Here is a 25,044-nt window from a genome sequence, read left to right as displayed (position 1 = left end):
CGATCGTCACAGCCGACGCGCCATCTGGAACGAGACGAGCGCCAGAAAAAACGCCACCAGATCTGTTGCGGCAAAAACCGTTGGAACATGAAAAAATGTAACCCCCGGTCGGGTCATAACGTCCAGCGGCGTCAGAAAAAGACCAAGCCCCGCCAGACAGAAAAGCTGGATTTTCCAGCCCTGAAACGGACGGCCCAGAAGGCTCCACACCATCCCCGAAACGGCACTGAGCATCCAGACAGCCAGAAAAACATGTCCTTCCGCCAGCGGACGGTCGTGCAAAGCGACGGGCAACAGGCGATTGGCCAAAAAAAAAGCCAGCGCCCCCATTGGCATCCCCACAACACTGCCGATGGCCAGGCCCTCGGCAATCCGGAACATGAGCCGCTCCCCTGACTGACGACGGCGTTTCATCAGAAAAATGATAGAGCCGCTCGCGAACATGACGGCCCCCATGGCGCCCGAAATGAAATACAGCCAGCGCATGCCCACCCCCGTCCAGCGTGCGTAATGCAGCCCTTTCAGAACCTGCTCCGTATGGGTAATGGCGCCCGGCAGCAGGACATGACGCAGAACATGACCGTCCACCGGGCTGAAATCGACATGCTCGCGTGTCAGTAACGGGCCGGACGCATCGGTTCGGGATATGAGGATATTCTGCGGCTGAAACAGGATATATCCGGTCTGGCCCGCCCCAATCGTACGCTCGGCCTCCGCCACAAGGGGAGCCAGCGGCGGGAAGGTTGAGGGGATTGAAACAGCCGGTTTCTCGGATTTTTGGTGCGTGGATGGCGCAGAGGCCCGGAAAGCGTTTTCAACGGATGCGAGATAGGACACGGGCGGAAAAAGCGTCCGCGCACGAATGAAAGTGCCGCTATAGGCCATCAGAAGAATGAACGGCAGAAACACAACAGCCGCCACCACATGCACATCCAGCCATGCCCGCAATCTGGCGGCAAAAGGACGCAGAAGCATCAAGTCGGAGATAAGCCCCTTCAGATGGATGATGATGCCCGAACCGATTGTCAGCAGAAGCGCCAGACCTGCAAACGCAACAACCGTTTCTCCGTAAACGCCGGAACGCATCGTGTAATGCAGGTCGTAGAAAAACGTCCCTCCGGCCGTAGCGCGGACGTTCAGACGTTCTCCAGTCTGTGGATTGTATGGAACGGTCAGGAACTCATGCCCGTCATGATGCTCCAGACGCAGATAGGGGTCCCGTGCGGAAGGCAGGGTTATGAACGGCTTTTCACCCTGCGCCAGCAGGTCGTGCACGGCCGGAAGGACATGGTCCAGAGATTGCGGAGAAAATGCCTCTGTCTGCGGTGGGGCTTCAGGCTGGAGCCAGCGCGTGAGTTCGGTGTCGAACACGGCAAGACAGCCTGAGGCAAAAACGCAGAACAGCAGGAGCCCTGCGGCAAAACCGACCCAGGCATGCAGCCATCCCATCCGGGTGCGAAGCGTATCCTGCATCACGAATGCAACAAAACGGCCAGAAGGGCCACAACGCCGACCGCTCCAGCAATAATCCCGCCACGCAACGGACTGCGTGTTCCGAAAGCGAGCAGAAACAGCAGCGGAAGCGCAGCGACCGCAATCATCTGCCCCAGAACCGTCGCGTCATGCCGCACAGCAGGCCCCCATTTCAGGGCGCCCAGCGTGATGAAATGCGCCGCCATCCAGACCAGCGCAAACACGAACACCGCACGCCAGATCCACCGGCGCGCTGGCGACGACACGATAGCCCAGGAACGACGGGAGCGTGCGGTTGAGGGAGCTTCGGAAGGCATCAGAAATTCGAGCGCAGGGTAAACATGAAGTTCCGGGGCTCACCGTAATAGTTGTAATAATAGAAATTACCGAGACGCTGATAATAGCGCGTATTGGAGATGTTGTTGAGGTTCATGGTCAACGCCAGATAGCGGTTCCACTGATATCCGACCTGTGCCGAGGCGGTGATGTAGCCGGACTGCGTGACAAGACGATTGGTGCCGAACGTCCCACTCTGCGCATTGATGCCGCCCCCGATGCTCCAGATGTTTTTCTGCGCACCACGATAGGGTTCGAACCGGTAATGCGTCCAGAGCTTCCATAAATGACGCGGCGAATTCCCGGCATAGGCAAGGCCTGCATTCGAGGGCGTGCCGTTATCAACGATGCGGTTGTCATTATAGGTGTAACTGGCATTGATGTCCCATCCCGGCAGGGGACGACCAATCACTTCGGCTTCCGCACCCTGACTGCGCGTTTTTCCTGCCGCGACGTAACATGTGGCGGTATGGCTCGGGCCACAGGTCGGGTCCAGATCGCTGTTGGCAATGGCATCGTTACGCTGCACGATCTTGTATCCCGCCATCGTGAAGCTCAGCATCTGGTTGAACAGCGCACCTTTCATGCCGCCTTCAAGCTGCCCGCCCCGTACCGGCTGAAGCTGACGTCCGTCCACGCCATAGGCAGACTGGGGGCTGAACGTATCGGTATAGCTGGCATAGAATGTGATGTGCGGCAGAACGTGATAGACCAGCGCAGCATAGGGCGTCAGGATACCCTGCTGGTCTATGGACGTACTGGTCACGGCACCCGGCACCAGATCGCGCGATTTCTGCACATATCCGCTGATGCGCCCGCCCAGCGTCAGGAAAATGCTCGGCATGAGCTGAAAGCGCCCCTGCCCGTACACACCCCACTGTTCGGTCGGCTGCCAGCTCCGACTTTTGACGGAGGGAAGAATAGCCCCTGAAATGGCGCCATAATCGCTGATCGGCAGACCGGCCAGAGCGGCGTTCGTGCGAGAGTTCACGCTTGCCCCGCCGCCTTCATAGACATAGCGGTTATAATTCGCGCCAATCATGAGCGTATGCGTCCGGTTCAGAAGATGCAGCGGCCCTGTCAGATACCCGTCCACACCATCATTGGTTTCGCTGTAAATGGAGCGGGCCGCCACATAATTCGCTGTCTGTGCCTTGGCATTATAAGCGTTGATATAGCTGTATTGCAGATCAGTATCGGCCGTCCTGTGCCGCCCTGTGACACGCCCGACCCAGCCCGCACCAAAGCGCCGTTCGAGCTGCGCCATGACTTCGGTCGTCGGCACCTGCCCCTTGTTCCAGTCCGAGCCGATGAACGTATTGCGCGGCAGATTGAGGTCCGCCCCCGTCCCGCTCATGCGCGGCAGGCCCATATAGCGGGTCGTGTCATTGGACTGCGACGTGACGGAAACGGTCAGGGTAGTACGCCGATCAATATGAACGTCCGTCACACCGTAGATCGTCCAGCGGCGGTCATAGGCGTTTTTATAGAAGAAATCGCGATCGGTCCCGGCCATGACCAGACGGGCAGACACGATTTTCGAGTTCCCGATCGGCCCACCCACATCGACGCTGGCATGATAATTATCCCATGATCCGGCGCTGAAAGACGCATTGCCCTGAAATGTTTCGGTCGGGCGTTTATGGACGAAATTGACGCTGCCTCCCGGTGCGCTCGAACCCTGCAACACACCATCGGGGCCGCGCAGAACCTCGATCCGATCATAGATCGCAAGGTCGAACTGCTGGGCAAGCTGAAGACCACCTGTCGCGGGCGATCCATCGTACTGGGCCGCGAGTTGGAAACCACGGGACGAAAACCCCGCCGTACCATCGCCATACAGATTGACGTTGACGCCCGCGACCTGTTTGAGCGCGTTATCGACAGTGAAAAGATTCTGGTCCTTCATCTGCTGCGTGCTCAGAACAGAAATTGACTGCGGTACATCTTCGGGCCGTAACAACATGCGCGTCGTGGACACCGCACGCACGGTATATGTCCCGGTGCCGTCTGTGGTAGCGGTTGCACGATGTCCATGGACCAGAAGCTGCTCGACACTACCGGGAACATCTGCGTCTGCTGCTACGAGAGAAGACGGTTTTTTCTTTGTGGAGACCTTCTTCTGCTCCTGTCTCGCCGCAGAGAGATCCGCAGGGACCGCCTGCGCCACAGCTTCCTCCCAGCCACCGGACAGCAGCGCGAGAGCATACAGGGTTTTTCTGAACCCCGTTCCCGGACGGGAACGTAAAGCCGGATTATTCCCTGTCTGCATCATACGCGCTTTCGAGTGACCGTTTATCAGCCCCCTCTCATGGAAGGGATGACGCAAACTTATATGAGAATAGTTCTTATTAACAGAACGCTATTCCGCTTTTGTTGGCAAAAAAAGCCTTTACGAAAACATACGAAACACTTTCGACGCCTGATACGGGGGCCGGGTACAGGAATAACCTTCCAGAAAGCTTCTGGAGATGATCCATCGAATCCGGAATATCATGCCGGAAAAACGAAACCGGACATCTTCATAAATCCCTGACAAAACGGGCCTTGCGGGCCATTCCGCCCCCCTTAAAACGATCATTGCATCACCCTGCATTTTTGGGTTTCCGTGATGCGATCAAAGTGCCAAAAGCCCTCGCATTCGGGACGCTCAGGTCACCGTTCCAGTCAGGAATTGCATCGTGTTCAAAACGCTCTCCGGCCCGGCCATTGCGGGTCTCTGCGCTCTGTTCGCATCGACCTTCATTGCGGTGACAACCGAGGTCGCTCCGGTTGGCCTGCTGATCGACATGGCCAAGTCTTTCAACATCACCGAAGGTCACGCCGGACTGGCCGTGAGCGCCTATGCCCTGCTCGTCGCATTCGGGGCCGTTCCCATCACGATCGCCACGAGCCGCATGGACCGCAAGATGCTCATGGTGCTCTGCCTCGTCGGGTATGTCGTCTCCAACCTGATTTCCGCCATGGCACCCAGCTTCGGCATTCTCTGCGTCGGCCGGGCTCTGGGTGGCCTGTCTCACGCGCTGCTGATGTCCATTGCCGCTGCCTATACCGCCCATCTCGTGCCCGAACGTATGACGGGACGCGCCATTTCGTTTGTTTTCGGAGGGACGTCTCTAGGGTCTGTTCTGGGCGTTCCGGGAGCCGCCGCGATCAGCCAGTTCACAAGCTGGCGTGTGGCGCTTTACGTCATCGCAGCGCTGGCCGCGATGCTGACGATCTTCATCACGCTCTATCTCCCGCCCGTACGCGGCGCCGATACCAAGGCCCTCAAGGTCCCCACCCTCCGCTCACCCCATGCCGCACGGATTTTCGGCATCGTGATCGGCGTGAATGCCATTTTCTTCTTCGCGCATAACCTGCTTTATACCTATGTCTCTCCGCTGCTTCTGGCACATGGTCTGCCCGAACATCTGTTAAGCATTGCGCTGCTCATCACCGGACTTGTCAGCATTTCCGGTCTGTGGGCGGCAGGACAGGTCGTGGATCGCTGGCCTGCGGGCGGTCTGTTCGGTGGCGGCATCGCCATGCTGACGGGCATGACCCTGGTCTACGGACATTTGCTGTCCGCCTGGCCAAGCGTCGCGGCGATCGGGCTATGGTGCATGGGCTATGCTGCCATCATTCCCTTCGTTATGTCCGGTGCCATCCGGGCCCGCGCAACCAGTGCGGATGTTGCGGGCGCGGCCGTCAACAGCAGCAGCAACATGGGCATCCTGCTGGGCTCGGCGATTGGCGGCCATCTTCTCAATACATTGGGATTTGCGGTGCTCTGCCCCGCCTCCGTCTTGATCGCACTGGGCGGCATCCTGCTCGCAGCGTTCAACCCGGCTGCCTTCCCACGCAAACTCCAGCACGACTGACACATTCTTGTCAGGCGTTACGGAAACGCTCTTCAATTCCGCAACGCGCAGCCCGGATGGCCTTGGGAAGATCTTGTCCAATGGCCAGCCCCGCCGCCAGAGCACTGGCAAGCTGACAGCCCGTTCCCCTCAACTCAAATGCAAAACGGGGAGAACGGAAAGCTAAGGGAAGAGAACCCGTTTCATACAGGACATCCTCAGAAACCGAAGACGGCAGATCATGCCCGCCCTTGAGCAGAACACTCCGACAACCACGAGACAGCAGCGCGTTGACAATTTCCTCGCGTTCCACCGTCGGAGCTATCCCCAGTGCAGCAGCCAGCGCCGCAAGTTCCGGCAGATTGGGAGTAAGAATAGTAGTGCGGGGCAGAAGCAGGGCGATCAGAGCCTGCATACCCTCCGGGTCCAGCAGCGCATGACCGGAGCTTGAACAGAGCACCGGGTCCAGCACCACCGGAACATCTGGCAGAAGCGCTGCGACAACACGGATCAGAGGCGCGTTGAACACGGCCCCGATCTTGACGGCCCCGATCCCCGTTTCCAGCGCCGCTTCAATCTGCGCGGCCAGAAGCGATGGAGGGACAGGCTCCACCGCCAGAACGCGATGATCGGTCTGTGCCGTGACGGCGGTGACGGCAAGACGTGCGGTCTGTCCAGACGCCTGCACGGCAAGGAGATCCCGTGCAAGACCAGCGCCCCCGCTGGAATCTATCCCACCGATCAGAAGAACAGGCTGCGTCATCGTCCCGTCGTTGCAATGAAGACAAGACCACCCGCCTGTGTGGAAAAGCGTTTAGCAGCCCGCCAGGCCCGCAGACCACTGGCACAGACGAAAACGGTCCTACCCGTCCCCTCCGCCAGCGTTTCTGGGTGCGCGATCGGCCCGCGAACGGCCCAGGACACGGAGGGCGGCCCCTGTTCCTCCGGCCCCCGCAGATCGAAAACGCGGTCGTCCGCGCGGATCTCCTCAAGCCCGAGAATGAAGGGACCCTCATTTTCAGCAGAAACCGCTGTATCGAACCGGAAAGACGAACTTCTCCAGCGTTCCAGATCCAGCGTCATCATCTGCCCCAGCGGAGAGGGCTGCGTTTCAAGCAGAACGGAGAGCACCATCTGCGCCTGTATGGCCCCGAGTGCTGCAACAGCAGGCCCCATCACACCGGCCTCCGCACAATTCGGCAGAATGGCGGGCAGATCCGGGAAAACAGCCCGGTAATCCGGCGCCGAACCGCAGAACCCACCCGCATAGCCCGACCGCCCAAGCACCGAAGCACTCACGAGGGGAAGACCCGCTTCCACACACAGATCGGACAGCAGATAGGTGACGGCCACGCTGTCCGCCGCATCCACGACAACGGACACATCCGTCAGGAGGCTCCGCGCCAGTGTCGGCTCCAGACGCTCCGCCACGGGTACGATCTGACAATCTGGGTTCAGGTCCGACAGCCGATCGGCCACGCAGGCGGCCTTGAAGCGGCCGATATCGTCCATGCGAAAGAGCGTCTGACGATGCAGGTTGCTCTCATCCACACGGTCATGATCGACCACCGTGATCCGCCCACATCCAGCACCGGCGAGCGCGGGCAGAACAGTCGCGCCCAGACCACCTGCGCCCACGACCAGAACATGGGCTTCCAAAAGGCGCTTCTGATCCGCCCCCCCCTGCGGGAAAAGCCCGGTCTGTCGCGAATAACGGCTCATTGTCTGTAGGCCTGCGTCGCGGCCACCCATTCCCGACAGCGCGCCACCGGATCTTCCGCCTGCTGAATGTCCGTCACAACCGCAGCACTGTCCGCCCCCGCCGCGAAAACCCCTTCCAAACGCTCCGGCGTGAGGCCCCCAATGGCGACCAGTGGCGTGTCTCCGGCACGGGTTTTCCAGTCCCGGACGCGCTCCAACCCCTGCGGCCCCCATTTCATTTTCTTCAGCAACGTCGGATAGACGGGACCGAGTGCGACGTAGGCCGGTTTGAAAGACAGAGCGCGTTCAAGCTCCGCTGGATCGTGAGTGGACAGTCCGAACCGGATGCCCGCACGCCGCAGAGCGTCAAAATCGGCGGTCTCCATGTCTTCCTGCCCGAGATGGACGAAATCGCACCCCAGTTCCAGCGCCAGACGCCAGTAATCATTGATGACAAGCTGCGCGCCATGAATGGCGCAGAGTGCCCGGGCATGGCGGATCTGACGGCGAAGCTCTGCATCCGGCTTGTCCTTCAGCCGAAGCTGGACCAGACGCACGCCACAGGGCAGCAGCGTTTCAAGGAGCGAAACGTCCCCCACCAGAAGATAAAACGGATCAAGCGTCATCATACCAACTCCGCCAGACCGAAAACCGGGGTTGAGGCGCAGGCCATGTCCCGTCTGGGCATCAGCCCGGCCTCGAACGCTTCCCGCCCCGCCTGAATAGCGCGACCGAACGCCCGCGCCATGGCCGTCGGGTCCACGGCCTTGGCCACCGCCGTATTGAGCAGAATGGCGTCCAGCCCCATCTCCATGGCCTGTGCCGCCTGACTGGGCGCACCAATCCCCGCATCCACAACCAGCGGAATACCGGTGAAATGCGCCCGCATGGTCCGCAGACCCTCAGGATTGCGCAGCCCCTGCCCCGATCCGATCGGCGCGCCCCACGGCATCAGCACCTTGCATCCGGCTTCCAGAAGTTTTTCCCCCACGATCAGGTCTTCGGTCGTGTAGGGAAATACGTCGAACCCCTCCGCGCACAGCACGCGCGCGGCTTCGACGAGCGCGAACGGGTCCGGCTGGAGTGTGTCGGCATGGCCGATGACTTCCAGTTTGATCCACGACGTTCCAAACACTTCGCGCGCCATGCGGGCCGTGGTGACGGCTTCGCGGGCCGTATGGCACCCGGCAGTGTTTGGCAGCAGGCGACAGCGGCTTTCGGACAGGATGTTCCGGAACGCCGCCCCCGCAGCGCCTTCCCGCCGCAGCGACACCGTGATGATTTCCGCGCCGGACGCCTCGATCGCCTCCAGCAGGACTGCGGGCGACGGATACTGAGCCGTCCCGAGCATCAGCCGCGACGTCAGATCAACGCCATAAAACATGTCAGCCCCCCTGCATCGGAGACAGGACTTCGACCTTCATGCCCTCGTCCAGACGGGTTGCATCACGCATGGAACGGGCAATGAAATCACCATTCAAGGCCGTCGCCACGCAGGGGGCATCGAAACCCTGTTCGGTCAGCAGGTCGGCCAGCGTCAGGGCCTGTGTCCTGATGACCTCGCCGTTCAGATCAATCCGCATGGGCATAAACCTCCGCAAGTTCTGCCGCCAGTTTCTCGGCGCAGACGGGCGCCATGAGGAAACCGTGGCGGTACATCCCGTTGACGTAACTCCGCCCCCCGACATGACGCACTGCCGGAATATTGTCCGGAAAAGACGGGCGCAGCCCCGCGCCCAGTTCAAGGATTTCAGCCTCGGCAAAGCCCGGATGAAGCGTATAGGCCGCCGAAAGCAGTTCCATCGCTGCCCGCGCCGTCACCGGCCCCGGACGGGCACTTTCCACCATGGTCGCCCCGATCATGTACCGATCCCCATCCCTTGGCACGACGTAACAGGGAAAGCGCGGATGCAGCAGCCGGACCGGCCGCGTCAGCGTTACGTCCGGGGCATGCACGATCAGCATTTCCCCTCGCACGCCACGCAGATCGACGAGACTGTCCCGCGATGCCAGCCCCCGGCAGTCCACGACATGACCGCGCGGGGCACCCGACCGGAAGGCTGCGCCTTTCGCCAGCAGGCTGTCGCGCAGGCTGGCGAGCGCTTTGCGGGGGTCCAGATGCGCTTCGGTCGGGAAAAACAGTCCGCGTGCAAACCGCCCCTCCAGATCCGGCTCCAGATCGCCGGGGACGACCCAGTCGTGCTGCTGCGTGGCGCGCGCAAAACGATCCAGTTCGGCCCCGTCCCGCGGCGGGGCGACAACGAGCGTGCCACGCCGTGTGACGTCCGGAACATGAGCCGCCCACCAGTCCACCGCCGCCTGCCCCTGTGCCACGATCAGGTCGGGCGCGCTTTCCCCCTCGCAGAACGGGGCCAGCATTCCCCCCGCAAACCGCGATGCCGCCTCTGGACTGCCCTCCGGGACGATGACTTCCACGTCAAGACCCCGGTCGGAAAGGGCCGTGGCGCAACACAGCGCCGCTACCCCCTCCCCCAGGACGGAATGGATCATTCCGCCGGTTCCGTCACGGGAACATAAAGCTCGCCGCCTTCCCGGAACTTCCCGGCCATTTCTTCCATTCCGGCCTGCTTTTCTGCTTCCGCCCGGATGTCATGGGAAATCTTCATCGAACAGAATTTCGGCCCGCACATCGAGCAGAAATGCGACACCTTGTGCGCCTCTTTCGGGAGGGTCTCATCATGCATGGACCGCGCCGTATCGGGGTCCAGACCCAGATTGAACTGGTCTTCCCACCGGAACTCGAACCGCGCGCGAGACAGCGCATCGTCACGCATCTGCGCGCCCGGATGCCCCTTCGCCAGATCCGCCGCATGGGCTGCGAGCTTGTAGGTGATAACGCCGGTTTTGACGTCATTGCGGTCCGGCAGACCCAGATGTTCCTTGGGCGTCACATAACAGAGCATCGCCGTGCCGAACCAGCCGATCATGGCCGCACCAATGGCGGAGGTGATGTGATCGTAACCCGGCGCAATATCGGTCGTTAGTGGGCCAAGCGTGTAGAACGGTGCCTCGTGGCAGTGCTCAAGCTGCTTGTCCATGTTGGCCTTGATCTTGTGCATCGGCACATGGCCCGGCCCTTCGATCATGACCTGACAGTCCTTCGCCCAAGCGATTTTCGTCAGTTCGCCAAGGGTTTCCAGTTCCGCGAACTGCGCGGCGTCATTGGCATCCGCAATCGAACCGGGGCGCAGGCCGTCGCCCAGCGAGAACGAGACGTCATAACGGCGACAGATGTCGCAGATTTCATCGAAGTGCTCGTACAGGAAGCTCTCGCGATGATGATGCAGGCACCATTTCGCCATGATGGAGCCACCACGGGAAACGATGCCCGTCACGCGGCGGGCCGTCAGCGGGATCATGTGCAGACGGACACCGGCGTGGATGGTGAAATAATCCACCCCCTGCTCCGCCTGTTCGATCAGTGTGTCGCGGAAGATTTCCCAAGTCAGGTCTTCCGCAATTCCGCCGACCTTCTCCAGCGCCTGATAGAGCGGCACCGTCCCGATCGGCACAGGCGCGTTGCGGATGATCCAGTCGCGGATGTTGTGAATGTTACGGCCCGTCGAGAGATCCATGACCGTATCCGCGCCCCAGCGGATGGACCACACCATTTTCTCGACTTCTTCTTCCATTGAAGACGTCACAGCCGAGTTGCCGATATTGGCATTGATCTTCACGAGGAAGTTCCGACCAATAATCATCGGTTCGAGTTCGCGATGATTGATATTGGCGGGAATGATGGCACGACCCGACGCAATTTCCTGCCGCACGAATTCCGGCGTTACGAAATCCGGAATACTGGCTCCGAAATCCTCGCCGTCGCGCGCCTCTTTCAGGGCTTCCGTCCGGCCGATATTCTCGCGGATGGCGACGAATTCCATTTCCGGCGTGATGATCCCCGCACGGGCATAGGCCATCTGTGTCACCGCGCGGTCTCCAACAGCCCGCAGAGGACGGCGCTGCTGCGGAAAGCTCGGTGTCAGCCGGTCCCCCTGTGCAAAACCGTTATCAGCTGCCGTGATCGTGCGCCCCTCATACTCTTCCACGTCCCCACGATCGCGAAGCCAGTTGCCCCGGCTGTCCGACAGGCCTTTTGCGATGTCGATGCTGACGGAGGGATCGGTATAAGGGCCTGAACTGTCATAGACATTCAGCGGACATTCACCCGAAACTGCAATCTGCCGCAGCGGAACCGCGATGTCGTGATGCACGCCACGGACATGGATTTTGCTGGAGGCCGGCAGAGGGCCGGTCGTAATAGCGGGAATGGAAGCGTTCATGTGGTGTCTCCTCAAGCGCACTCGAAAAGACCCAAGAAACGTGAGGCAGAAAGGGAGCCGCTGCCCCCAGTGCCCTAACGGACACGGAAAAGGCCAGATCGGCCCGAGAGGGACATGCCCTCCGGTCTTCCTACGCCAGCATCAACTGGGTCAGGTTCAAAGGGTCGCCTCACCGTGGCGCCGGTTTCCCGACGTCACCAATTGGCCTCTCAGTCCCCTGGGCGGGACTCCCCTGACAGGAAGCGACAGTGCTGGAGAAGCGTCAGAAGATCAAGAGCAGAGTGCGTCTGCCATGCTCTTATGGTTCTGCAGCATGAGTGGGAGAATTATCTGACCACATATCTCGATGGATCTTCCATTTGCCATCCTGCTTGAGCAAAACGATCGTCTGTTTGCCGCGCTCAATCACCTGACCTTTGGTATCAAGCATCCTGATTTGAGAAAGGCTGGTTGCAGCGTTTTCGCCACCATAAATCTCGTAGTGATCGAATGTGGCACCGCCAACGAGATCAGGCCGCAAGGTCTTCTCAAAATAAGCAAGAATGGCAGCGCGGCCGGAAATTGGGTCTGCGTTGGGGGGCAGCAGTCTGGCGTCATCAGTGTAGAGGCGCGAAATTGCCTTAAGATCACCCTTGGCGAGATCGGCAGCAAACTGCTCGGTCACAGCCTTCACGGCAGCCGCATCCGGCGATTGCGTGCTGGCCGCCATGGCAGGCGCGCATTGCAGAACGAGCGCCATCGAGGCGCCGAGAAAAGAAGCGAACGGTTTTGTAAATGTCATGACGAATGTCCCGGTGATAAAAAGTCGTTGAAGCGATCGGTCCTGTATTTCAAAGCTGCGAACAACCGCCATCGACCACCAGTTCTGTGCCGACGACATATTGGGATTCGTCGCTTGCGAGGTAGAGAACTGCAGCGGCGATTTCTTCAGCCCGGCCCATGCGTCCAAGAGGAACGCTCGCAGCGAACTGGGTTTTAAAGTCTTCCACTTCGGCTTCAGAAAGACCGATCTTGTTCAGAAGCGGCGTTTCGATCCCGCCGGGTGCGACCGCGTTGACGCGGATTTTGCGACCGAGCAGCTCATAGGACCAGCTCCTCGCGAAAGACCGGACTGCCGCTTTGGCGGCGGCGACCAGCGACAGGCCGTGTTTGCCGGTCTGGTCGATAAACGAGGTCGTCAGAATAACGGATGCCCCCTCACGCAGTACGGGGAGTGCCGCCTGCATCGTGAACACGGCGCCTTTGACACTGACATCCATGACCTCGTCATACTGACGTTCATCAATGGACTGTAATGGTGTCGGAATGACGTAACCGGCATTTACAAACAGAATATCAAGCCCGCCTAATGCCTTCTTGACCTTGTCCACAACGGAAATCATGGCGTCGACAGACCGCACATCGGCCGCCAGAACCAGCGCCTCTCCGCCCAGTTCTGCACGCACATCGGCAAACCGGGTTTCATCGCGCCCCGTGACAGCAACGCGCGCTCCTTCTGCGACAAACCGCTTTGCAGTCGCAAGGCCGATACCGCTCGTACCGCCCGTGATGAGGGCAGTTTTTCCCGAAAGTCTCATATCAGATCCCCATATTAGAAAAACGTGACAAGCGTCCCGGACGCGATCACCGTTCCCGTTGATCCTATCAAAACGGGTTATGACCTAAAGGACTTATTTCCCTCTCTTTAAGACATATCGCCTTGCTATCCACATATGGCGCAAAACAAGGGAAATAGGTCCTTTTGGAAATCCCCTTAGGGCACTACGTCTCAAGACCGTCCAGCAACCAGCCCTATGAGGCAGGAGACATGAGGAGACGGAGATGCCTGAAATTTTCGATGAAACCTTCCCGGAAGAATTGACCGAGGCAGGGAGCATGCGGCGGCGCATGATGCTCATGGGGGGCGCTGCGATTGCCGCAACGGCGGCAACGCGCCTTCTGCCGGAAAGCGCACGGGCGGCTGTGCCGGGGACAGCCGAAAAGCCTATCGATTTTCTGTTTGCGATTTATCCGAACGGAACACTTCTCGATTTTGCCGGTCCCAACGAAATCCTGTCGCGCATTCCCAACACGAATGTTCGTTTTGCCAGTCCTGAGGGCGGTTTCGTCACGCTGGAAAAGGGCATTGTTTTCGGGCCAACGGAAAAGCTTTCCGATATCGACAAGGTCGATGTCATTTGCGTGCCTGGCGCCCTGAATCTTTCGGCCATGATGAAGCCCGAGACACTGGGGCATGTCCGGCGTCTGTCCGAGACGGCGAGATATGTAACCTCCGTCTGTACCGGCTCTATTATCCTTGCGGCTTCAGGGGTTCTCAAGGGACGGCGGAGTGCCTGTCATTGGGCATTTCTGAACATCCTCAAAGAATATGGAGCCATTCCCGATCCTGCGCGGATTGTGAAGGATGGACGCTTCATGAGTGGCGGCGGAGTAACGGCCGGTATTGATTTCGGTCTGGCGATCGCGGCTGAACTCCGTGGGGCGCAAGCCGCGCAGGAAGTGCAGCTTCTTGTGCAGTATGATCCGCAGCCACCTTTTCATGCTGGCAATCCTGCGGAGGCGCCCCCGGCAATTCGTGACGTGGTTTATAAGAAACTTCCGGGCTCTCAGAACGGCCTGATGCGCCCGGTTCTTTAATCTGTAGAGACCAGATACGCACCAGAAAATGGTGCGTATCTGTTTCAGGCCGCAGGAGATGGCAGAGTGTCGTCGGCGATCCATTCTCCGTGAAAGCCAAACGGCACCCGGACCGGCAGGCGTATTGTAGCGACAGGCTCCCCAGTAAAATCCTGAGCATCCAGAATAACAACATCGCTCAGATTTCGGGCCGAATCGTACACATAAGACATGATCCAGCCTTCATCTTCGGCAAGTGCCTCTGGTTTGCGCACGAAGATGGGCTCCAGCGTCATACGGTCGGGGCCATAATGATGGATTTCCGTGGTTCCCCGCAGCATGTCGTGTTTCATGGCAGGTCCGAAACGTACGTCCCGCCCCCAGTGAGCTGTATAGCCGAAGCGATAGGACTGACCGCCGAACCGGTCATTGATCCGTGGAAACTCAGTTCCGTGATCGTCAAGAAGCGTCTCGCTCAAGCGCCCGGAGCGCCGGTCAAGCGTCCAGCGAACGAGTGTGGGCGCGCCTTCGTTCGGGCCATTGCGATCGTGTTCAAACATCCGGGGATGACGCACGAGATCAATGATAGTCAGATCCCCATCGTCATAGGCATTTACGAAATGGAAAACAAAGCAGCGAGGGGCTTCAAACCACTGAATGTTCGTGACGTCTCCATTGCGGGGCAGCAACCCAATCTGCGCATCCCGTCGCTCATCCCAGAGCCAGGGAAATTTCGCCTTCGCATGTTCGGGCTGAAACGTAACCGGCAGATCGGGGATGACGATGAACGACGCGGTAAATGCCATATCATGGATCAGTGGAATATGGGGCAGATCGATCCTCGCTTTCGTCGTGGCATATCCGTTCTGATCGAGCGAAATATAGCGAACCGGCTGTCCGGGTTCATAGGCGAGAGCGTGCTGTTCGCCGGTTATGGGATCGAACTTCGGATGGCCGGTGAAGCCGGTTTCAAGAGTCCCGTTGAAATCCGCACGCGCGATGCTTTCCAACTCATAGTTCAACTCAACTGGAAGGCTGCCCGCTTCGACAACAGCATAGAGTTTTCCTCCAACACTGGTAAAATTCGTGTTCACGCTTCCATCCCGCCGACCGATGCCAGGCCCTTCGAGCGGAGGCAATTTTAGAGCAGCGACCACGGACGCATCCCTGACATAGCGGCTGCGATACCACTCTGCCCTTCCCTTACGCAAACGCAGTCCATGCGCCATGCCTGACCCTGAAAACCAGTGATATTGCGCAGGGTCTGGAACACTGGCGGGATTGGGACCGATACGCAGAAGCCGACCATTCAGGGCTTCAGGAATATGGCCGATGACCTCCAGATCAAAAGCGGTCGTTTCAACCTCGATCGGTTTGAAATTATTAGCGAGATAGGGGACCTCTGAGAGCATGGAGGCATGAGGTTTCGATATGAAGGTCATGGCGATTTCCTATGTGATATGTCATCACATTGTCATTCGTTGATCCAATGTCAACTTAAATGTTATACGTCATCACATGAAGCAAATAGCAGACGCAAAACCCTCCGGTTCTCGCAAGACCTATCATCATGGTGATCTGCGGAAGGTATTGCTTGATGCAGCCCTGGCGGAAGTCGCCGCTCATGGGGCGCAGGGTCTTTCCATGGCATCGCTGGCGCGCAGGGCTGGCGTGGCGCAGTCTGCGCCCTATCGTCATTTCATCGACCGTGAAGACCTTCTTGCCGCCGTTGCGACGGAGGGATTTGAACGCTTCACCGAGGCTCTTCTCGAAGCCGCGTCGGACGGAGACGATATGACCGCGCTGAACAGGATGGCGGTCGCCTACCTCGTGTTCGGAGAGAAAAATGTGGAGCTTTATCGTCTCATGTTCGCGTCGGGGCTGGTTCCGGGGGCTGCGCCCGACAGCGCCCTGAAGCGCGCAGCAAACGCCAGCTTTCAGCCGCTTCTCGATCGCGTCCGGACCTTAGGCCCGGCGGCATCACCTTTGTCGGCACATGTCAGATGGGGACAACTTCATGGTCTGGTCATGCTGAAGGCCGACGGGTTCATTCATGATCCACTGGAGGCACTAATGGGCGTCCTCTCTATTTGATCATCACTCAGCCTGAACTGTCCTGACGACCTGCGCGTCGGATCGCCTGCGGCGGATGGCCGTGCAGCTTGACGAACGCGCGGCGCATGCGCTCCGGATCGGAAAAGCCCACGGATTTTGCGATCTGCTCAATCGGTTCCGACCCGCTTTGCAGGCGGGAACAGGCTGCCTCCACGCGCAGACGCTCGACCGCTCGGGCTGGTGTCTCGCCCGTCTGACTGCGAAAGGCACGCCCGAACTGACGCACGCTTAACCGTGCTGCTTCCGCCAGACGTTCGATCGGAAGCGGCTCGACCAGATGCTCCCGCGCGAAGGCAAGCGCCATGCGGATACGGTCCGATTCCGGCTCCATCTGGGACATGGCCGAGAACTGTGACTGCCCTCCAGAGCGCCGATAAGGGACGACAAGCTCACGGGCGACGTCGCGGGCGATTGCAATGCCATGGTCGGTTTCAATGAGGGCCAGTGCCAGATCGATCCCGGCGGAAATCCCTGCGGACGTCCATACATTATGGTCGGAGATGAAGATACGGTCGGCCTCAACCCTGATCTGGGGATAACGCTGTTGCAACTCCGGTGCGAGACGCCAATGCGTCGTTGCGCGGCGGCCGTCGAGCAGCCCGGTTTCCGCCAGCAGGAAGGCCCCTGTGCAGACGCTCGCGACGCGGACGGTTCGTGCCGCAAGGTCCTTTGCAGCAGCGATGGCGTCGGGGTTTTGGAAAGGCCCGATGTCTCCACCGATGAACAGAACCGTGTCAAAAGCCGTGTCGCGGCTGAGTCGTGTGTCAATGGGAACACCCGAACTCCCGACGACGATGCCGCCGGGTTCGGAAATGACCGTCAGCCGATACGCCCCACCCTCAATGAGGGTGTTGGCCTCTTCGAAAGCCCCCAAAGGGCCTGCGAGATCGAGAATCCGGTGGTTCTGGCAGATAAAAAATCCGACGTGATGCATAGTCCTGATTTAAGGGAAAAATAAAATTCAGGCCATAGATTTCTTATTGTCCCTCGAAAGCGAGATCAGCTTGCACGAACGAAAATCGCAGTTTCACGCTTTCACAATCAATATCCACACAGGATTGTAACAGCGAGACAGATCGCGCCATAAACAATCAGAAAAATCCATGGCAAGGAGGAAAGAATTGCCTCCATGACCGCATGCAGACTTCTGAAATTATGTTCAAAATCTGTACTGCCGCTCCGCTTGATCTCTCTTTTCATGTCTCGGCACACCGTTTGACGAACGCGTGCATCACGTCGAAACCCAGCGCGAACAAACCCATGGGCTCCATAACGTAAAACACGATCAACTCAGCCGCAGTAAACGCCAGATGAAAACAGTGCGCTTTCACGACACACCTCCAGAAACAGGCTCCAGCCAGATCAGCCGGTCAGTGCCTGTTCTTTTAGGAAGCGATTCTTTCACCCGTATGTCGCAAATATCTCCGCCCTGAAATATGGCCGTACCGTCAATTCCGAACAGCTCTGCCCCCACCGGAATCAAATGAGGACATCAGTAGAATGGCGGGACATGAAAAATGTGTCTGAGCTGAAATAAAGCGCTCATATAAGAGACATCATGAGTAGAAGCTGGTGTGATATCAGGAGAGAATGACAGTCATGCCTCATCTCCTTATCGTGGACGACGACAGGGACATTCTCTCCCTGCTCACCCGATTTCTCGGCAAACATTCCTATACCGTCTCGGTCGCAGAGGATGGTCCTGCCATGTTCTCACGTCTGGGTTCAGAAACAATTGATCTGGTCATCCTTGACGTCATGCTGCGCAACGAGGATGGCTTCAGTCTCTGCAGACGCCTCAGAACCAGCTCCAACATTCCGGTCATCATGCTCTCTGCGATGGCCGAGCACACGGATCGCGTTGTCGGTCTCGAGATTGGAGCGGACGACTATCTCACCAAACCCTTTGACCAAAGGGAACTGCTGGCCAGAGTAAAAGCTGTCCTCCGCCGAACAGCAGACAGGACTGACAGCATTCCTGTGAGCGAAGCGCGCCCGATCCTGTCTTTCGGAGGCTGGCGCCTGGACGTCGCACGCAGGGAACTCCGCTCGAAAGATAATGCACTCGTTCTTTTGTCTGGTGGAGAGTTTGAGCTTCTTTTGGCCTTTGCAGAACATCCCCAGCGGGTTCTGACCCGCGACCAGCTCCTCGATCTGGCAAGGGGGCGAAATCATACGGCGTATGACCGCAGCATTGATGTTCAGATCAGCCGCCTGCGCCAGAAGCTGGAGGAAGACCCCAAAAATCCAATCGTGATTCGGACAGTCCGGAACGGTGGTTATCTGTTCTCTCCGGAAGTCAAACGTCTGTGACCCGTCTTCGCTGGTTTGAAGACACCATTACACGCCGTCTGGTGACGACGGTGGCTCTGGCCGCAGCCACAACGGTCGGGTTGTTGCAGTTATTCTTCCTGTTTGGTGGGCACTGGGCACAACCCAACATCGAGCAGACTGGCCTTCTTCAGGAAGTCGCTGCCATCACACGCGTCATTACAGCGGCTCCTGCGGCTGTACGCCCGAAAATTGCACAGGCGGCTTCCACCGAAGGTTTTCAGTTCAAGTGGTTTGCCGCAGACAGCCGTACTGCGGAAATGCTGAAAACCGCGCATTACAATCCGTATGAAGTCCAAATGGGACATGATATCATTGCATCCCTTATCGGCGGAACGACAAGAAGCATGGACGCATTTTCCGTCGATAATCCCGTCGCGCAGGCTCCTGATATTTCCGTTGATCCTAAAAAATATCCTGATGCATCGTTTATGGCGCTACAGCTCGACGATGGAAGCTGGCTGGTCTGTGCCGCTTTGGTGCGGTACTGGGGATTTTTCTGGCGCGAACGCCTCTTGCTGGAATTCGCCACGATTGCCGCATGGGTGATTGCCGTCTCTCTCATTGCCTCTCGCCAGCTTTCCAGACCCATCGAAAATCTGGCGAAAGATGTTCGTCTTGCCGGAATGAACCCATCCTCCGCTCCCATTCCGGCCACCGGTCCGCGCGAACTTCAACTGGTTGCCCAGACGATCAACGCCATGAGGGACCAGATCCAGAAATTCATTGCGGCACGCACCACCATGCTGGCAGCCATTTCGCACGATCTCAGAACGCCACTGACGCGACTGCGTCTGCGGGGAGAGTTCATCGACGATATGGAACAACAGGCACGGCTGTTCCGGGATGTCGACGAAATGCAGGCCATGGTCGATGGCGCCCTGTCGTTTTTCAGAGATGATGCTGTCTGCGAAGAGATGACGACTTGCGATCTTCCAGGGATTTTACGAACCATCGTCAATGATTTTGCGGATCAGAACATTATTCTCGAATATTCCGGACCCGTAAGAGCAACCTCTCAGGGGCGTCCTTTTGCTCTCAAACGCGTTTTTACCAATCTGGTCGAAAATGCCGTCAAATATGCCACGGTTCCTTCCCTCGAACTGAGATGCATGCCAACGCAGTCTGTCATCACGATCAGGGATCATGGTCCAGGCATCCCTGACGATCAGATCGGGCGAATTTTCGAACCCTATTTCAGAGGCGACAAATCCAGAAATCGGGAAACGGGCGGCATTGGTCTGGGGCTGACATCCGCCCTCAGTATCGTCCAGACCCATGGCGGCGAAATCAAAGCGTCCAATCACCCGGAAGGCGGCCTCGAAATTCAGGTTATTTTACCGAAAACACCCTCAGATTTCCCTGATCGCATCGTGGCGATATTTTGAATCGACACCAGTTTTCCTGAATGGAAAATCGTTTCTGAAATAATATTTCATCCCCGACATAATAGCGAGATAATCTGGAAATCCTCGCCAGATAAACCTCCTCCAGCAGCGTCGCTTCTACCAGCAGAGCGATCTGCACACTCAGTGTTCTGCTGTGGGGAGAGTTAAAAATGACATTATTACCTGCGCCATATCGCGCCCAGCTTCGTCAGGCAGCGCACTCACGGATTCTGAGCGTTGCAGAAACGTTTTCACGCTCCCGGTTCGGACACTTTGCAAGCACAATATTGCTCATACCCAAGCCCCTCATGCGAATCACCGCCTACAACGCTCCCATGATGGCGTTACTCGCGCTCACCGGTTGCGCCGGGCAGAACGTAACGCATTCCGGCTTCCTGCCAGAGAAAACCTATGGCGCCATGACCTCGCAAAAGGGCCATGTGGACGACCATATCTACGTTAAACCCGGTCTGGATGCCTCAAAATACCAAACCGCTGTCATTGATCCCGTAACCTGGCATCCAGTGGCCAACGCCCCCCATCTCAAGCCGGAAGTCGCGGCCCGCATGACAAACGCCTTCACAGCCGAAATCAAAAAGAATATCGGCAAGATCTATACAGTCGTTAATGCATCCGAGTGTGGAACCTGCGCGGACGCTGTTCATATCCGCGCCGCCATCACGAATATCCGTCGCAGCAAATGGTATTACAATGCCATTCCCGTTGTCGCCGGGTTTGCAGCCGGTGCGGCTGGTGGCGGCCTGCCCCCTATTCCACCCCCGTTTCCCGGCGGAGCAAGTGAAGAACTGATAGCCGTCGATGGCGCAACCGGAGAAACCTTGATTGCAATCGCGACCTATAATAACGGAATGCCCTGGAATATGATGGGCCAGTGGATGCCATATCTGCATGCCAAACGGGCGTTCCATCTTGCTTCAGAGCTTCTGCTCGAAGAATTCAAAAAGAGTGGCGCACCACCGCTTCCGGAAAAATAATACTTCCCTCGGAATGACTTTTACCGAAGCGGAGATAATGATGAAATCTCATAGCCTGTGATCCCGCCCGTCATGCCTTTTGGAAGATGGCCGGCAAAACAGCCGATAAAATCGGACTCTGCTTCAAACCACCAATGGTCCGTTCAGGACCGCGGCACCACACCGGCGCGCTTTACGACAAGGCTGAGCGCTGTACCCTTGTGAAAAGCGATATGGCCGGTTTTAAGACTCTCTATTTCATATTGAGGTTGGTCTGACGTTGCATGATGCTCATAGCCATTGACCAAAAAATGCGCCGAATGGACGGCTCTGATCCGTCCACTGACATATCCCGCTTCTGAGTTCCAGGAGACGATATCTCCAATTTCAAACACCTGCGATTGCATAGAAACTCCGCACCCCGTGTGAATTACGAAAGAAGAGCGAGATCCTCCACCCGCCCTTACCAGCTGTAAGTGATCTTTCCGCTGCCACCGCTCGTGGTCATACGCCCGCCATACTGCCCGACATAATCCACCGAGACATCAAGACGATCCGCCAGTTTCGCGGTCAGACCCGTCTGAACCACGGCAGTATCAATCGAAAGCGGCACCCCGGTCACGTCCATTCCATAACCCTGAGCCTGCGGAGCAAGACGAAAGCTTTCCTTCGCCGTCATATTCGTCATGCCAAAAGCCCGACGATAGGCCGCGCTCAGATGCGGCGCCACCGTTACACCTGCGACATTCAGACGCGTTGCCACCTTCATGCCAAAGGCCGAATAGCCGATGCTCTGATCCATCCCTTTGACCCGCAGCGCCGCCACACCACCATGCTCTCGCACGTCTTCAGACTGGTAATTGACATAAGCCATCCGTACGAAAGGCTCGAACTCTACCGGCGTGCCCGCCGCCTAAACGGCAAAACGATATCCCGTCTCTCCATAAAGCTGTCCGGTCCCACCCAGAGAATTGCTGCTGACATGCGCATCATACCCCGGAATGCGGATATCACGACGGGTATTCAGCACATTCCAGGTATAGTCGGCTCCCAGCTTCAGCGTGATCCGCGCATCATGCGTCAGGCCACCCACACGCCATGCGGTCCCCCCATAGGCGCCCAGTGTGACATTATTGGAATGGCCGCCCGAACTGCGATCGCCCCCATTGGAGAACATGCTTCGACCGTAAGCCAGCAATCCACCCACACGCCATTCCCCGACCCTGGTATCGGCCCCCATGATCCAGCCAACGGAATTGTCATTCAATCCGGCAGTTCCCGCGGATGATGCATTATGTCCCATGGCCCCATAAACGGTGCCCCAGGTACTTAAACCCTGTGCAGGTGCGGTGTCACAGATGTTGGTATGTGCGCTCTTCGTGCCGGAAATCTGCTGCTGCAGATCATCATCCGCACAGTCCAGCCGGTTCAACTCAGCATTGCGGATATAAAAGCTGTCATTGACCATCGCGGTCCGGGCGCTGGCATGAATTTCACCCGACAGGGCATCAAGCGCGCGATAACGCTGCTGATTCTCAAGCCCCGCGACCAGATTGGTCAGAGCACCTGCCTGGGCAACATTGGCAATTCCGTCCAGCCCGTATCCGGCCATCGTCTGGTTACGGGTCGATGCACCGTAACCGAAACTCAGGGCCGTATTCCGCTGCAAGGCAATCTGCACTGAATTCGAAGCAGAATAGGTCGGCTCGACAAGCTGGATCAGAGAATGGGTCTGGACGAGACCGCTCTGGTCATAATGGGCAAATGTTCCACTCACGCCCCCGGACGCCTGAACAAGCGTATAGGACTGGCCGGTTCTGAGGTCCGCCCCCGGCAGTGCCGTCACCACCAGTGTCGCATCCGGTTTGATCGTCAGCACGCCCGAAAGACTGACCTGACTGGAATTCTGGTCGGCACCCACATTCGCCGCGAAGGTCGAGCCGCCTTCCATGGTAACGTTTCCATTGACGCGCAACGTCCCGAACGAACTGGAAGCCGTCTGCCCTGGCCGGAATAGCCCGAAAATATCTGCGCTCCCGATTACACCCGTTCCTGTCACGGACGTTCCGCTGGCAACCGTAACGGCAGAATTCTCAAGATTGCCCATTACCGACAGGCTTCCCTGTTCAACATTCGTCGAACCCGTCAGTGCTGAACCGTCACCGGTGTAAACCAGCGCACCCGCACCCTGTTTGACGACTGCACCCGCACCAGACATCGCATTGCCCAACGTGCCGTCAGTCGCCTGATCCACGACCAACGTCGTGCCCTGCGCCGTGCTGATCGCCCCCGTCCCGAAGCTGGACACGCTCCCGACCAGCGTTCCGCCCTGAATATCGGTGCCACCGGCATAGGTGTTCACACCGGACAGGGTAAGAGTATTCCCGCCCATTTTCGTAACCGATCCGGATCCGCTAATATTCTGAGAGACGGTCACATCATCATCCCGATATACGGTCAGATTTGAGGACGCATTAACCAGCTGGATCTGAGAGCTGTTATTGATCGAGCCGCTGGTGCCACCATAATAGCCAAGCTCAAGTGTTCCTTCGTTGACAATTGTCGCGCCAGTGTAAGTATTCGTCGCTGTCAGGGCGACTGTTTTATCGCCATCTTTGATCAGATCGCCTGTACCCGTGATGATATTGCTGACCATCTCAGGCCAGACCGTCTTCTGGCCTGTATAATTGTCCTGACTGATACGCAGCGTCGCATCATTCTGGATCACCCCAACACCCCGCAGACTCAGCGGAGAAGCCGCAAGGGTTCCCTGCTGGATGATCGTGTTGACGACCGGCCCTGCGCCATGTGCGTACTGATTATCTCCCGTCAGCGTCAGGGTTCCGCTCCCCGTCTTGACGAGATTGCCCGCCCCTGTGATGGCACCAGTCAGACGGGTGTTGAAACGCCCCGTATCAATCGTTGATGCGCTATTACTGCCGAGGCTGATGTTGACCGAACTGCTCAGATCAGCATTGACATCCCGCAATGTGCCGCCAGACAGCGTGAACGTGTAGTCCTTCGACGTGCCCGTCGCCTGAATTCCGTTTGTACCCCCGACTTCCAGAACACTCCCGGCCCCCAACCAGACGGTGTTCGCTCCGAGGCCGTTAACAGCATCCGGCTGGCCGATGGTAAGTTTGCCATCAACATGTACAAGAGCGATCCCACCGGACTGCCCCGTTGCATTCAGTGCCGCATTACCGCCCCCTGAACCGAGCGTCAGATCATTCGTAACGAGACGGCTTCTATCCGACGCGCCATAGGACGTCAGGTTGATGGTCCCCAAGGTGCCATCTCCCAGACCAGCACTGACAGAAGCAGCAGAAACCTGAGCACCCGAGGAAATATTGAGGGTCGATCCGATATAGGCATCAGGTGCCGCACCGATGACAAGCGACTGGTCCGCACTCAAAGAGGAGCCCGAGCCGGAAACCATTACCAAAGCAGCCCCGGCCGGAGGCGCTCCCGCGGTAATGCTCTGGGCCGAAATCTGCGCTCCATTGCCAATCGTCAAAGCTCCGCTAGCAATAACCGGAGAAGCATAAGACTGACTGGCCGCGGCCCCCTGAAAGCTTCCTCTGATTGTCTGAGTGGCCGCAAAAGCCCCGCCAGGAGCAAAACTCAGGGTCGAAACCGTCGCCAAAAGGAGGCAGCTCAGCCCCCGGCTTTTCTGAATGACAACATGTGGAAGACCCTGCAGGCAAAGCATTAATCGCACCTCGTTAAAAATATCTTTTCAGGCAAAAGATATCTGAGTAATAAAAATTATCGTTATTTTGCGGAAAATATCTCGAACGTAAAGGCGAAAAATTTTATTCCCCTCTACTGCGACCTGATGAAAGTACAGATTTTACACTCTTCACACCCAAATCTACTGGGTTCTTGATGCTATAATGAGACTATAACCAAGACGATAAAGTCCTTTGTCCGTTCAACGCTTTTCTCAGCGGCATATCAGACATTG

21 protein-coding genes, 1 pseudogene and 1 riboswitch are annotated in these 25,044 nt (G+C 57.8%); of the genes and pseudogenes, 6 read left to right on the top strand and 16 right to left on the bottom strand.

Features of this window, described 5'->3' with window-relative positions:
* Window positions 1-6: 6 nt before the first annotated feature.
* The 3 genes from JK208_RS10160 to JK208_RS10150 are packed head-to-tail and all read right to left on the bottom strand — an operon-like array spanning window position 7 to window position 4,084.
* Window positions 7-1,473, bottom strand: coding sequence for a PepSY domain-containing protein (locus JK208_RS10160; protein WP_211576051.1), 1,467 nt, complete (start codon window positions 1,471-1,473; stop codon window positions 7-9).
* Window positions 1,473-1,790 carry a hypothetical protein gene (locus tag JK208_RS10155; protein ID WP_249202089.1) on the bottom strand — a complete coding sequence of 106 codons (318 nt, stop codon included), beginning with the start codon at window positions 1,788-1,790 and terminating at the stop codon, window positions 1,473-1,475. Before JK208_RS10155 ends, JK208_RS10160 begins: the two co-directional genes overlap by 1 nt.
* Complete coding sequence (locus tag JK208_RS10150; protein ID WP_249202088.1) at window positions 1,790-4,084, bottom strand: TonB-dependent siderophore receptor; 2,295 nt, start codon at window positions 4,082-4,084, stop codon at window positions 1,790-1,792. The genes JK208_RS10155 and JK208_RS10150 overlap by 1 nt, the downstream gene beginning before the upstream one ends.
* 403 nt (window positions 4,085-4,487) lie before the next feature.
* Between JK208_RS10150 and JK208_RS10145 the strand changes: the two genes are divergently transcribed.
* The gene (locus JK208_RS10145; RefSeq protein ID WP_211576145.1) at window positions 4,488-5,672 is read left to right on the top strand and encodes an MFS transporter; all 1,185 of its coding nucleotides are present in this window, start codon (window positions 4,488-4,490) and stop codon (window positions 5,670-5,672) included.
* 10 nt (window positions 5,673-5,682) lie between these two features.
* On the opposite strand, the gene thiD is transcribed toward JK208_RS10145, so the two are convergent.
* The 9 genes from thiD to JK208_RS10100 form a co-directional block, all read right to left on the bottom strand.
* A complete protein-coding gene (gene thiD / locus JK208_RS10140) occupies window positions 5,683-6,414 on the bottom strand; it encodes a bifunctional hydroxymethylpyrimidine kinase/phosphomethylpyrimidine kinase (protein ID WP_211576050.1) in 732 nt (243 codons plus the stop codon).
* Window positions 6,411-7,373 (bottom strand): HesA/MoeB/ThiF family protein, encoded by a 963-nt coding sequence (locus JK208_RS10135; protein WP_249202087.1) that lies wholly within the window; start codon window positions 7,371-7,373, stop codon window positions 6,411-6,413. Before JK208_RS10135 ends, thiD begins: the two co-directional genes overlap by 4 nt.
* On the bottom strand, window positions 7,370-7,981 hold the full coding sequence (locus tag JK208_RS10130) for a thiamine phosphate synthase (protein WP_206035123.1): 612 nt from the start codon (window positions 7,979-7,981) through the stop codon (window positions 7,370-7,372). Before JK208_RS10130 ends, JK208_RS10135 begins: the two co-directional genes overlap by 4 nt.
* The gene (locus JK208_RS10125; protein ID WP_211576048.1) at window positions 7,978-8,736 is read right to left on the bottom strand and encodes a thiazole synthase; all 759 of its coding nucleotides are present in this window, start codon (window positions 8,734-8,736) and stop codon (window positions 7,978-7,980) included. Before JK208_RS10125 ends, JK208_RS10130 begins: the two co-directional genes overlap by 4 nt.
* A 1-nt stretch (window position 8,737) precedes the next feature.
* Window positions 8,738-8,935, bottom strand: a complete 198-nt coding sequence (gene thiS / locus JK208_RS10120; RefSeq protein ID WP_211576047.1) for a sulfur carrier protein ThiS — start codon at window positions 8,933-8,935, stop codon at window positions 8,738-8,740.
* Window positions 8,925-9,863 carry an FAD-dependent oxidoreductase gene (locus JK208_RS10115; protein ID WP_211576046.1) on the bottom strand — a complete coding sequence of 313 codons (939 nt, stop codon included), beginning with the start codon at window positions 9,861-9,863 and terminating at the stop codon, window positions 8,925-8,927. The genes thiS and JK208_RS10115 overlap by 11 nt, the downstream gene beginning before the upstream one ends.
* On the bottom strand, window positions 9,860-11,653 hold the full coding sequence (gene thiC / locus JK208_RS10110; protein ID WP_211576039.1) for a phosphomethylpyrimidine synthase ThiC: 1,794 nt from the start codon (window positions 11,651-11,653) through the stop codon (window positions 9,860-9,862). The genes JK208_RS10115 and thiC overlap by 4 nt, the downstream gene beginning before the upstream one ends.
* A gap of 110 nt (window positions 11,654-11,763) precedes the next feature.
* Window positions 11,764-11,897, bottom strand: a riboswitch (TPP riboswitch).
* 54 nt (window positions 11,898-11,951) lie between these two features.
* Window positions 11,952-12,506, bottom strand: a complete 555-nt coding sequence (locus tag JK208_RS10105) for an SgcJ/EcaC family oxidoreductase (RefSeq protein WP_211576037.1) — start codon at window positions 12,504-12,506, stop codon at window positions 11,952-11,954.
* Window positions 12,484-13,230, bottom strand: coding sequence for an SDR family oxidoreductase (locus JK208_RS10100; RefSeq protein ID WP_211576034.1), 747 nt, complete (start codon window positions 13,228-13,230; stop codon window positions 12,484-12,486). The genes JK208_RS10105 and JK208_RS10100 overlap by 23 nt, the downstream gene beginning before the upstream one ends.
* 244 nt (window positions 13,231-13,474) lie before the next feature.
* On the opposite strand from JK208_RS10100, the gene JK208_RS10095 reads away from it, so the two are divergent.
* The gene (locus tag JK208_RS10095; protein ID WP_211576033.1) at window positions 13,475-14,290 is read left to right on the top strand and encodes a DJ-1/PfpI family protein; all 816 of its coding nucleotides are present in this window, start codon (window positions 13,475-13,477) and stop codon (window positions 14,288-14,290) included.
* Window positions 14,291-14,334: 44 nt separating this feature from the next.
* On the opposite strand, the gene JK208_RS10090 is transcribed toward JK208_RS10095, so the two are convergent.
* Window positions 14,335-15,711 carry a carotenoid oxygenase family protein gene (locus tag JK208_RS10090; RefSeq protein ID WP_211576032.1) on the bottom strand — a complete coding sequence of 459 codons (1,377 nt, stop codon included), beginning with the start codon at window positions 15,709-15,711 and terminating at the stop codon, window positions 14,335-14,337.
* 76 nt (window positions 15,712-15,787) lie between these two features.
* On the opposite strand from JK208_RS10090, the gene JK208_RS10085 reads away from it, so the two are divergent.
* Window positions 15,788-16,363: a TetR/AcrR family transcriptional regulator gene (locus JK208_RS10085; RefSeq protein WP_211576030.1), complete on the top strand. Its 576-nt coding sequence runs from the start codon at window positions 15,788-15,790 to the stop codon at window positions 16,361-16,363.
* A 7-nt stretch (window positions 16,364-16,370) separates the two neighbouring features.
* Here the strand turns inward: JK208_RS10085 and JK208_RS10080 are convergent, their stop codons facing one another.
* The gene (locus JK208_RS10080; RefSeq protein ID WP_211576029.1) at window positions 16,371-17,318 is read right to left on the bottom strand and encodes a GlxA family transcriptional regulator; all 948 of its coding nucleotides are present in this window, start codon (window positions 17,316-17,318) and stop codon (window positions 16,371-16,373) included.
* Between the two features lie 656 nt (window positions 17,319-17,974).
* Here JK208_RS10080 and JK208_RS10075 point away from each other — a divergent pair.
* The 3 genes from JK208_RS10075 to JK208_RS10065 all read left to right on the top strand — a co-directional run bounded on the left by JK208_RS10075 (window position 17,975) and on the right by JK208_RS10065 (window position 21,098).
* Complete coding sequence (locus JK208_RS10075) at window positions 17,975-18,697, top strand: response regulator (RefSeq protein ID WP_211576027.1); 723 nt, start codon at window positions 17,975-17,977, stop codon at window positions 18,695-18,697.
* Window positions 18,694-20,103: a cell wall metabolism sensor histidine kinase WalK gene (locus JK208_RS10070; protein WP_194262635.1), complete on the top strand. Its 1,410-nt coding sequence runs from the start codon at window positions 18,694-18,696 to the stop codon at window positions 20,101-20,103. Before JK208_RS10075 ends, JK208_RS10070 begins: the two co-directional genes overlap by 4 nt.
* A gap of 170 nt (window positions 20,104-20,273) precedes the next feature.
* Window positions 20,274-21,098, top strand: a complete 825-nt coding sequence (locus JK208_RS10065) for a DUF3313 family protein (RefSeq protein ID WP_249202086.1) — start codon at window positions 20,274-20,276, stop codon at window positions 21,096-21,098.
* A gap of 143 nt (window positions 21,099-21,241) precedes the next feature.
* On the opposite strand, the gene JK208_RS10060 is transcribed toward JK208_RS10065, so the two are convergent.
* Both JK208_RS10060 and JK208_RS10050 read right to left on the bottom strand, forming a co-directional pair.
* Window positions 21,242-21,484, bottom strand: a complete 243-nt coding sequence (locus JK208_RS10060) for a DUF2945 domain-containing protein (protein ID WP_211576024.1) — start codon at window positions 21,482-21,484, stop codon at window positions 21,242-21,244.
* Window positions 21,485-21,540: 56 nt separating this feature from the next.
* A pseudogene (locus tag JK208_RS10050) lies at window positions 21,541-24,516 on the bottom strand (autotransporter domain-containing protein).
* Window positions 24,517-25,044: the final 528 nt, after the last annotated feature.

The organism is Gluconobacter sp. Dm-74 (assembly GCF_018256135.1).
In the GTDB taxonomy this organism is placed as follows: Bacteria; Pseudomonadota; Alphaproteobacteria; order Acetobacterales; family Acetobacteraceae; genus Gluconobacter; species Gluconobacter cadivus.
The sequence above is the reverse complement of the archived record's forward strand: the minus strand, read 5'-3'. Positions and strand labels throughout refer to the sequence as shown.

What these genes read in the sequence shown, in the direction of transcription:
- JK208_RS10160 (WP_211576051.1), bottom strand. Translation starts at nt 1,473, where the DNA reads ATGCAGGATACGCTTCGCACCCGGATGGGATGGCTGCATGCCTGGGTC.
- JK208_RS10155 (WP_249202089.1), bottom strand. Translation starts at nt 1,790, where the DNA reads ATGCCTTCCGAAGCTCCCTCAACCGCACGCTCCCGTCGTTCCTGGGCT.
- JK208_RS10150 (WP_249202088.1), bottom strand. Translation starts at nt 4,084, where the DNA reads ATGATGCAGACAGGGAATAATCCGGCTTTACGTTCCCGTCCGGGAACG.
- thiD (WP_211576050.1), bottom strand. Translation starts at nt 6,414, where the DNA reads ATGACGCAGCCTGTTCTTCTGATCGGTGGGATAGATTCCAGCGGGGGC.
- JK208_RS10135 (WP_249202087.1), bottom strand. Translation starts at nt 7,373, where the DNA reads ATGAGCCGTTATTCGCGACAGACCGGGCTTTTCCCGCAGGGGGGGGCG.
- JK208_RS10130 (WP_206035123.1), bottom strand. Translation starts at nt 7,981, where the DNA reads ATGATGACGCTTGATCCGTTTTATCTTCTGGTGGGGGACGTTTCGCTC.
- JK208_RS10125 (WP_211576048.1), bottom strand. Translation starts at nt 8,736, where the DNA reads ATGTTTTATGGCGTTGATCTGACGTCGCGGCTGATGCTCGGGACGGCT.
- thiS (WP_211576047.1), bottom strand. Translation starts at nt 8,935, where the DNA reads ATGCGGATTGATCTGAACGGCGAGGTCATCAGGACACAGGCCCTGACG.
- JK208_RS10115 (WP_211576046.1), bottom strand. Translation starts at nt 9,863, where the DNA reads ATGATCCATTCCGTCCTGGGGGAGGGGGTAGCGGCGCTGTGTTGCGCC.
- thiC (WP_211576039.1), bottom strand. Translation starts at nt 11,653, where the DNA reads ATGAACGCTTCCATTCCCGCTATTACGACCGGCCCTCTGCCGGCCTCC.
- JK208_RS10105 (WP_211576037.1), bottom strand. Translation starts at nt 12,506, where the DNA reads ATGGCGGTTGTTCGCAGCTTTGAAATACAGGACCGATCGCTTCAACGA.
- JK208_RS10100 (WP_211576034.1), bottom strand. Translation starts at nt 13,230, where the DNA reads ATGAGACTTTCGGGAAAAACTGCCCTCATCACGGGCGGTACGAGCGGT.
- JK208_RS10095 (WP_211576033.1), top strand. Translation starts at nt 13,475, where the DNA reads ATGCCTGAAATTTTCGATGAAACCTTCCCGGAAGAATTGACCGAGGCA.
- JK208_RS10090 (WP_211576032.1), bottom strand. Translation starts at nt 15,711, where the DNA reads ATGACCTTCATATCGAAACCTCATGCCTCCATGCTCTCAGAGGTCCCC.
- JK208_RS10085 (WP_211576030.1), top strand. Translation starts at nt 15,788, where the DNA reads ATGAAGCAAATAGCAGACGCAAAACCCTCCGGTTCTCGCAAGACCTAT.
- JK208_RS10080 (WP_211576029.1), bottom strand. Translation starts at nt 17,318, where the DNA reads ATGCATCACGTCGGATTTTTTATCTGCCAGAACCACCGGATTCTCGAT.
- JK208_RS10075 (WP_211576027.1), top strand. Translation starts at nt 17,975, where the DNA reads ATGACAGTCATGCCTCATCTCCTTATCGTGGACGACGACAGGGACATT.
- JK208_RS10065 (WP_249202086.1), top strand. Translation starts at nt 20,274, where the DNA reads ATGACATTATTACCTGCGCCATATCGCGCCCAGCTTCGTCAGGCAGCG.
- JK208_RS10060 (WP_211576024.1), bottom strand. Translation starts at nt 21,484, where the DNA reads ATGCAATCGCAGGTGTTTGAAATTGGAGATATCGTCTCCTGGAACTCA.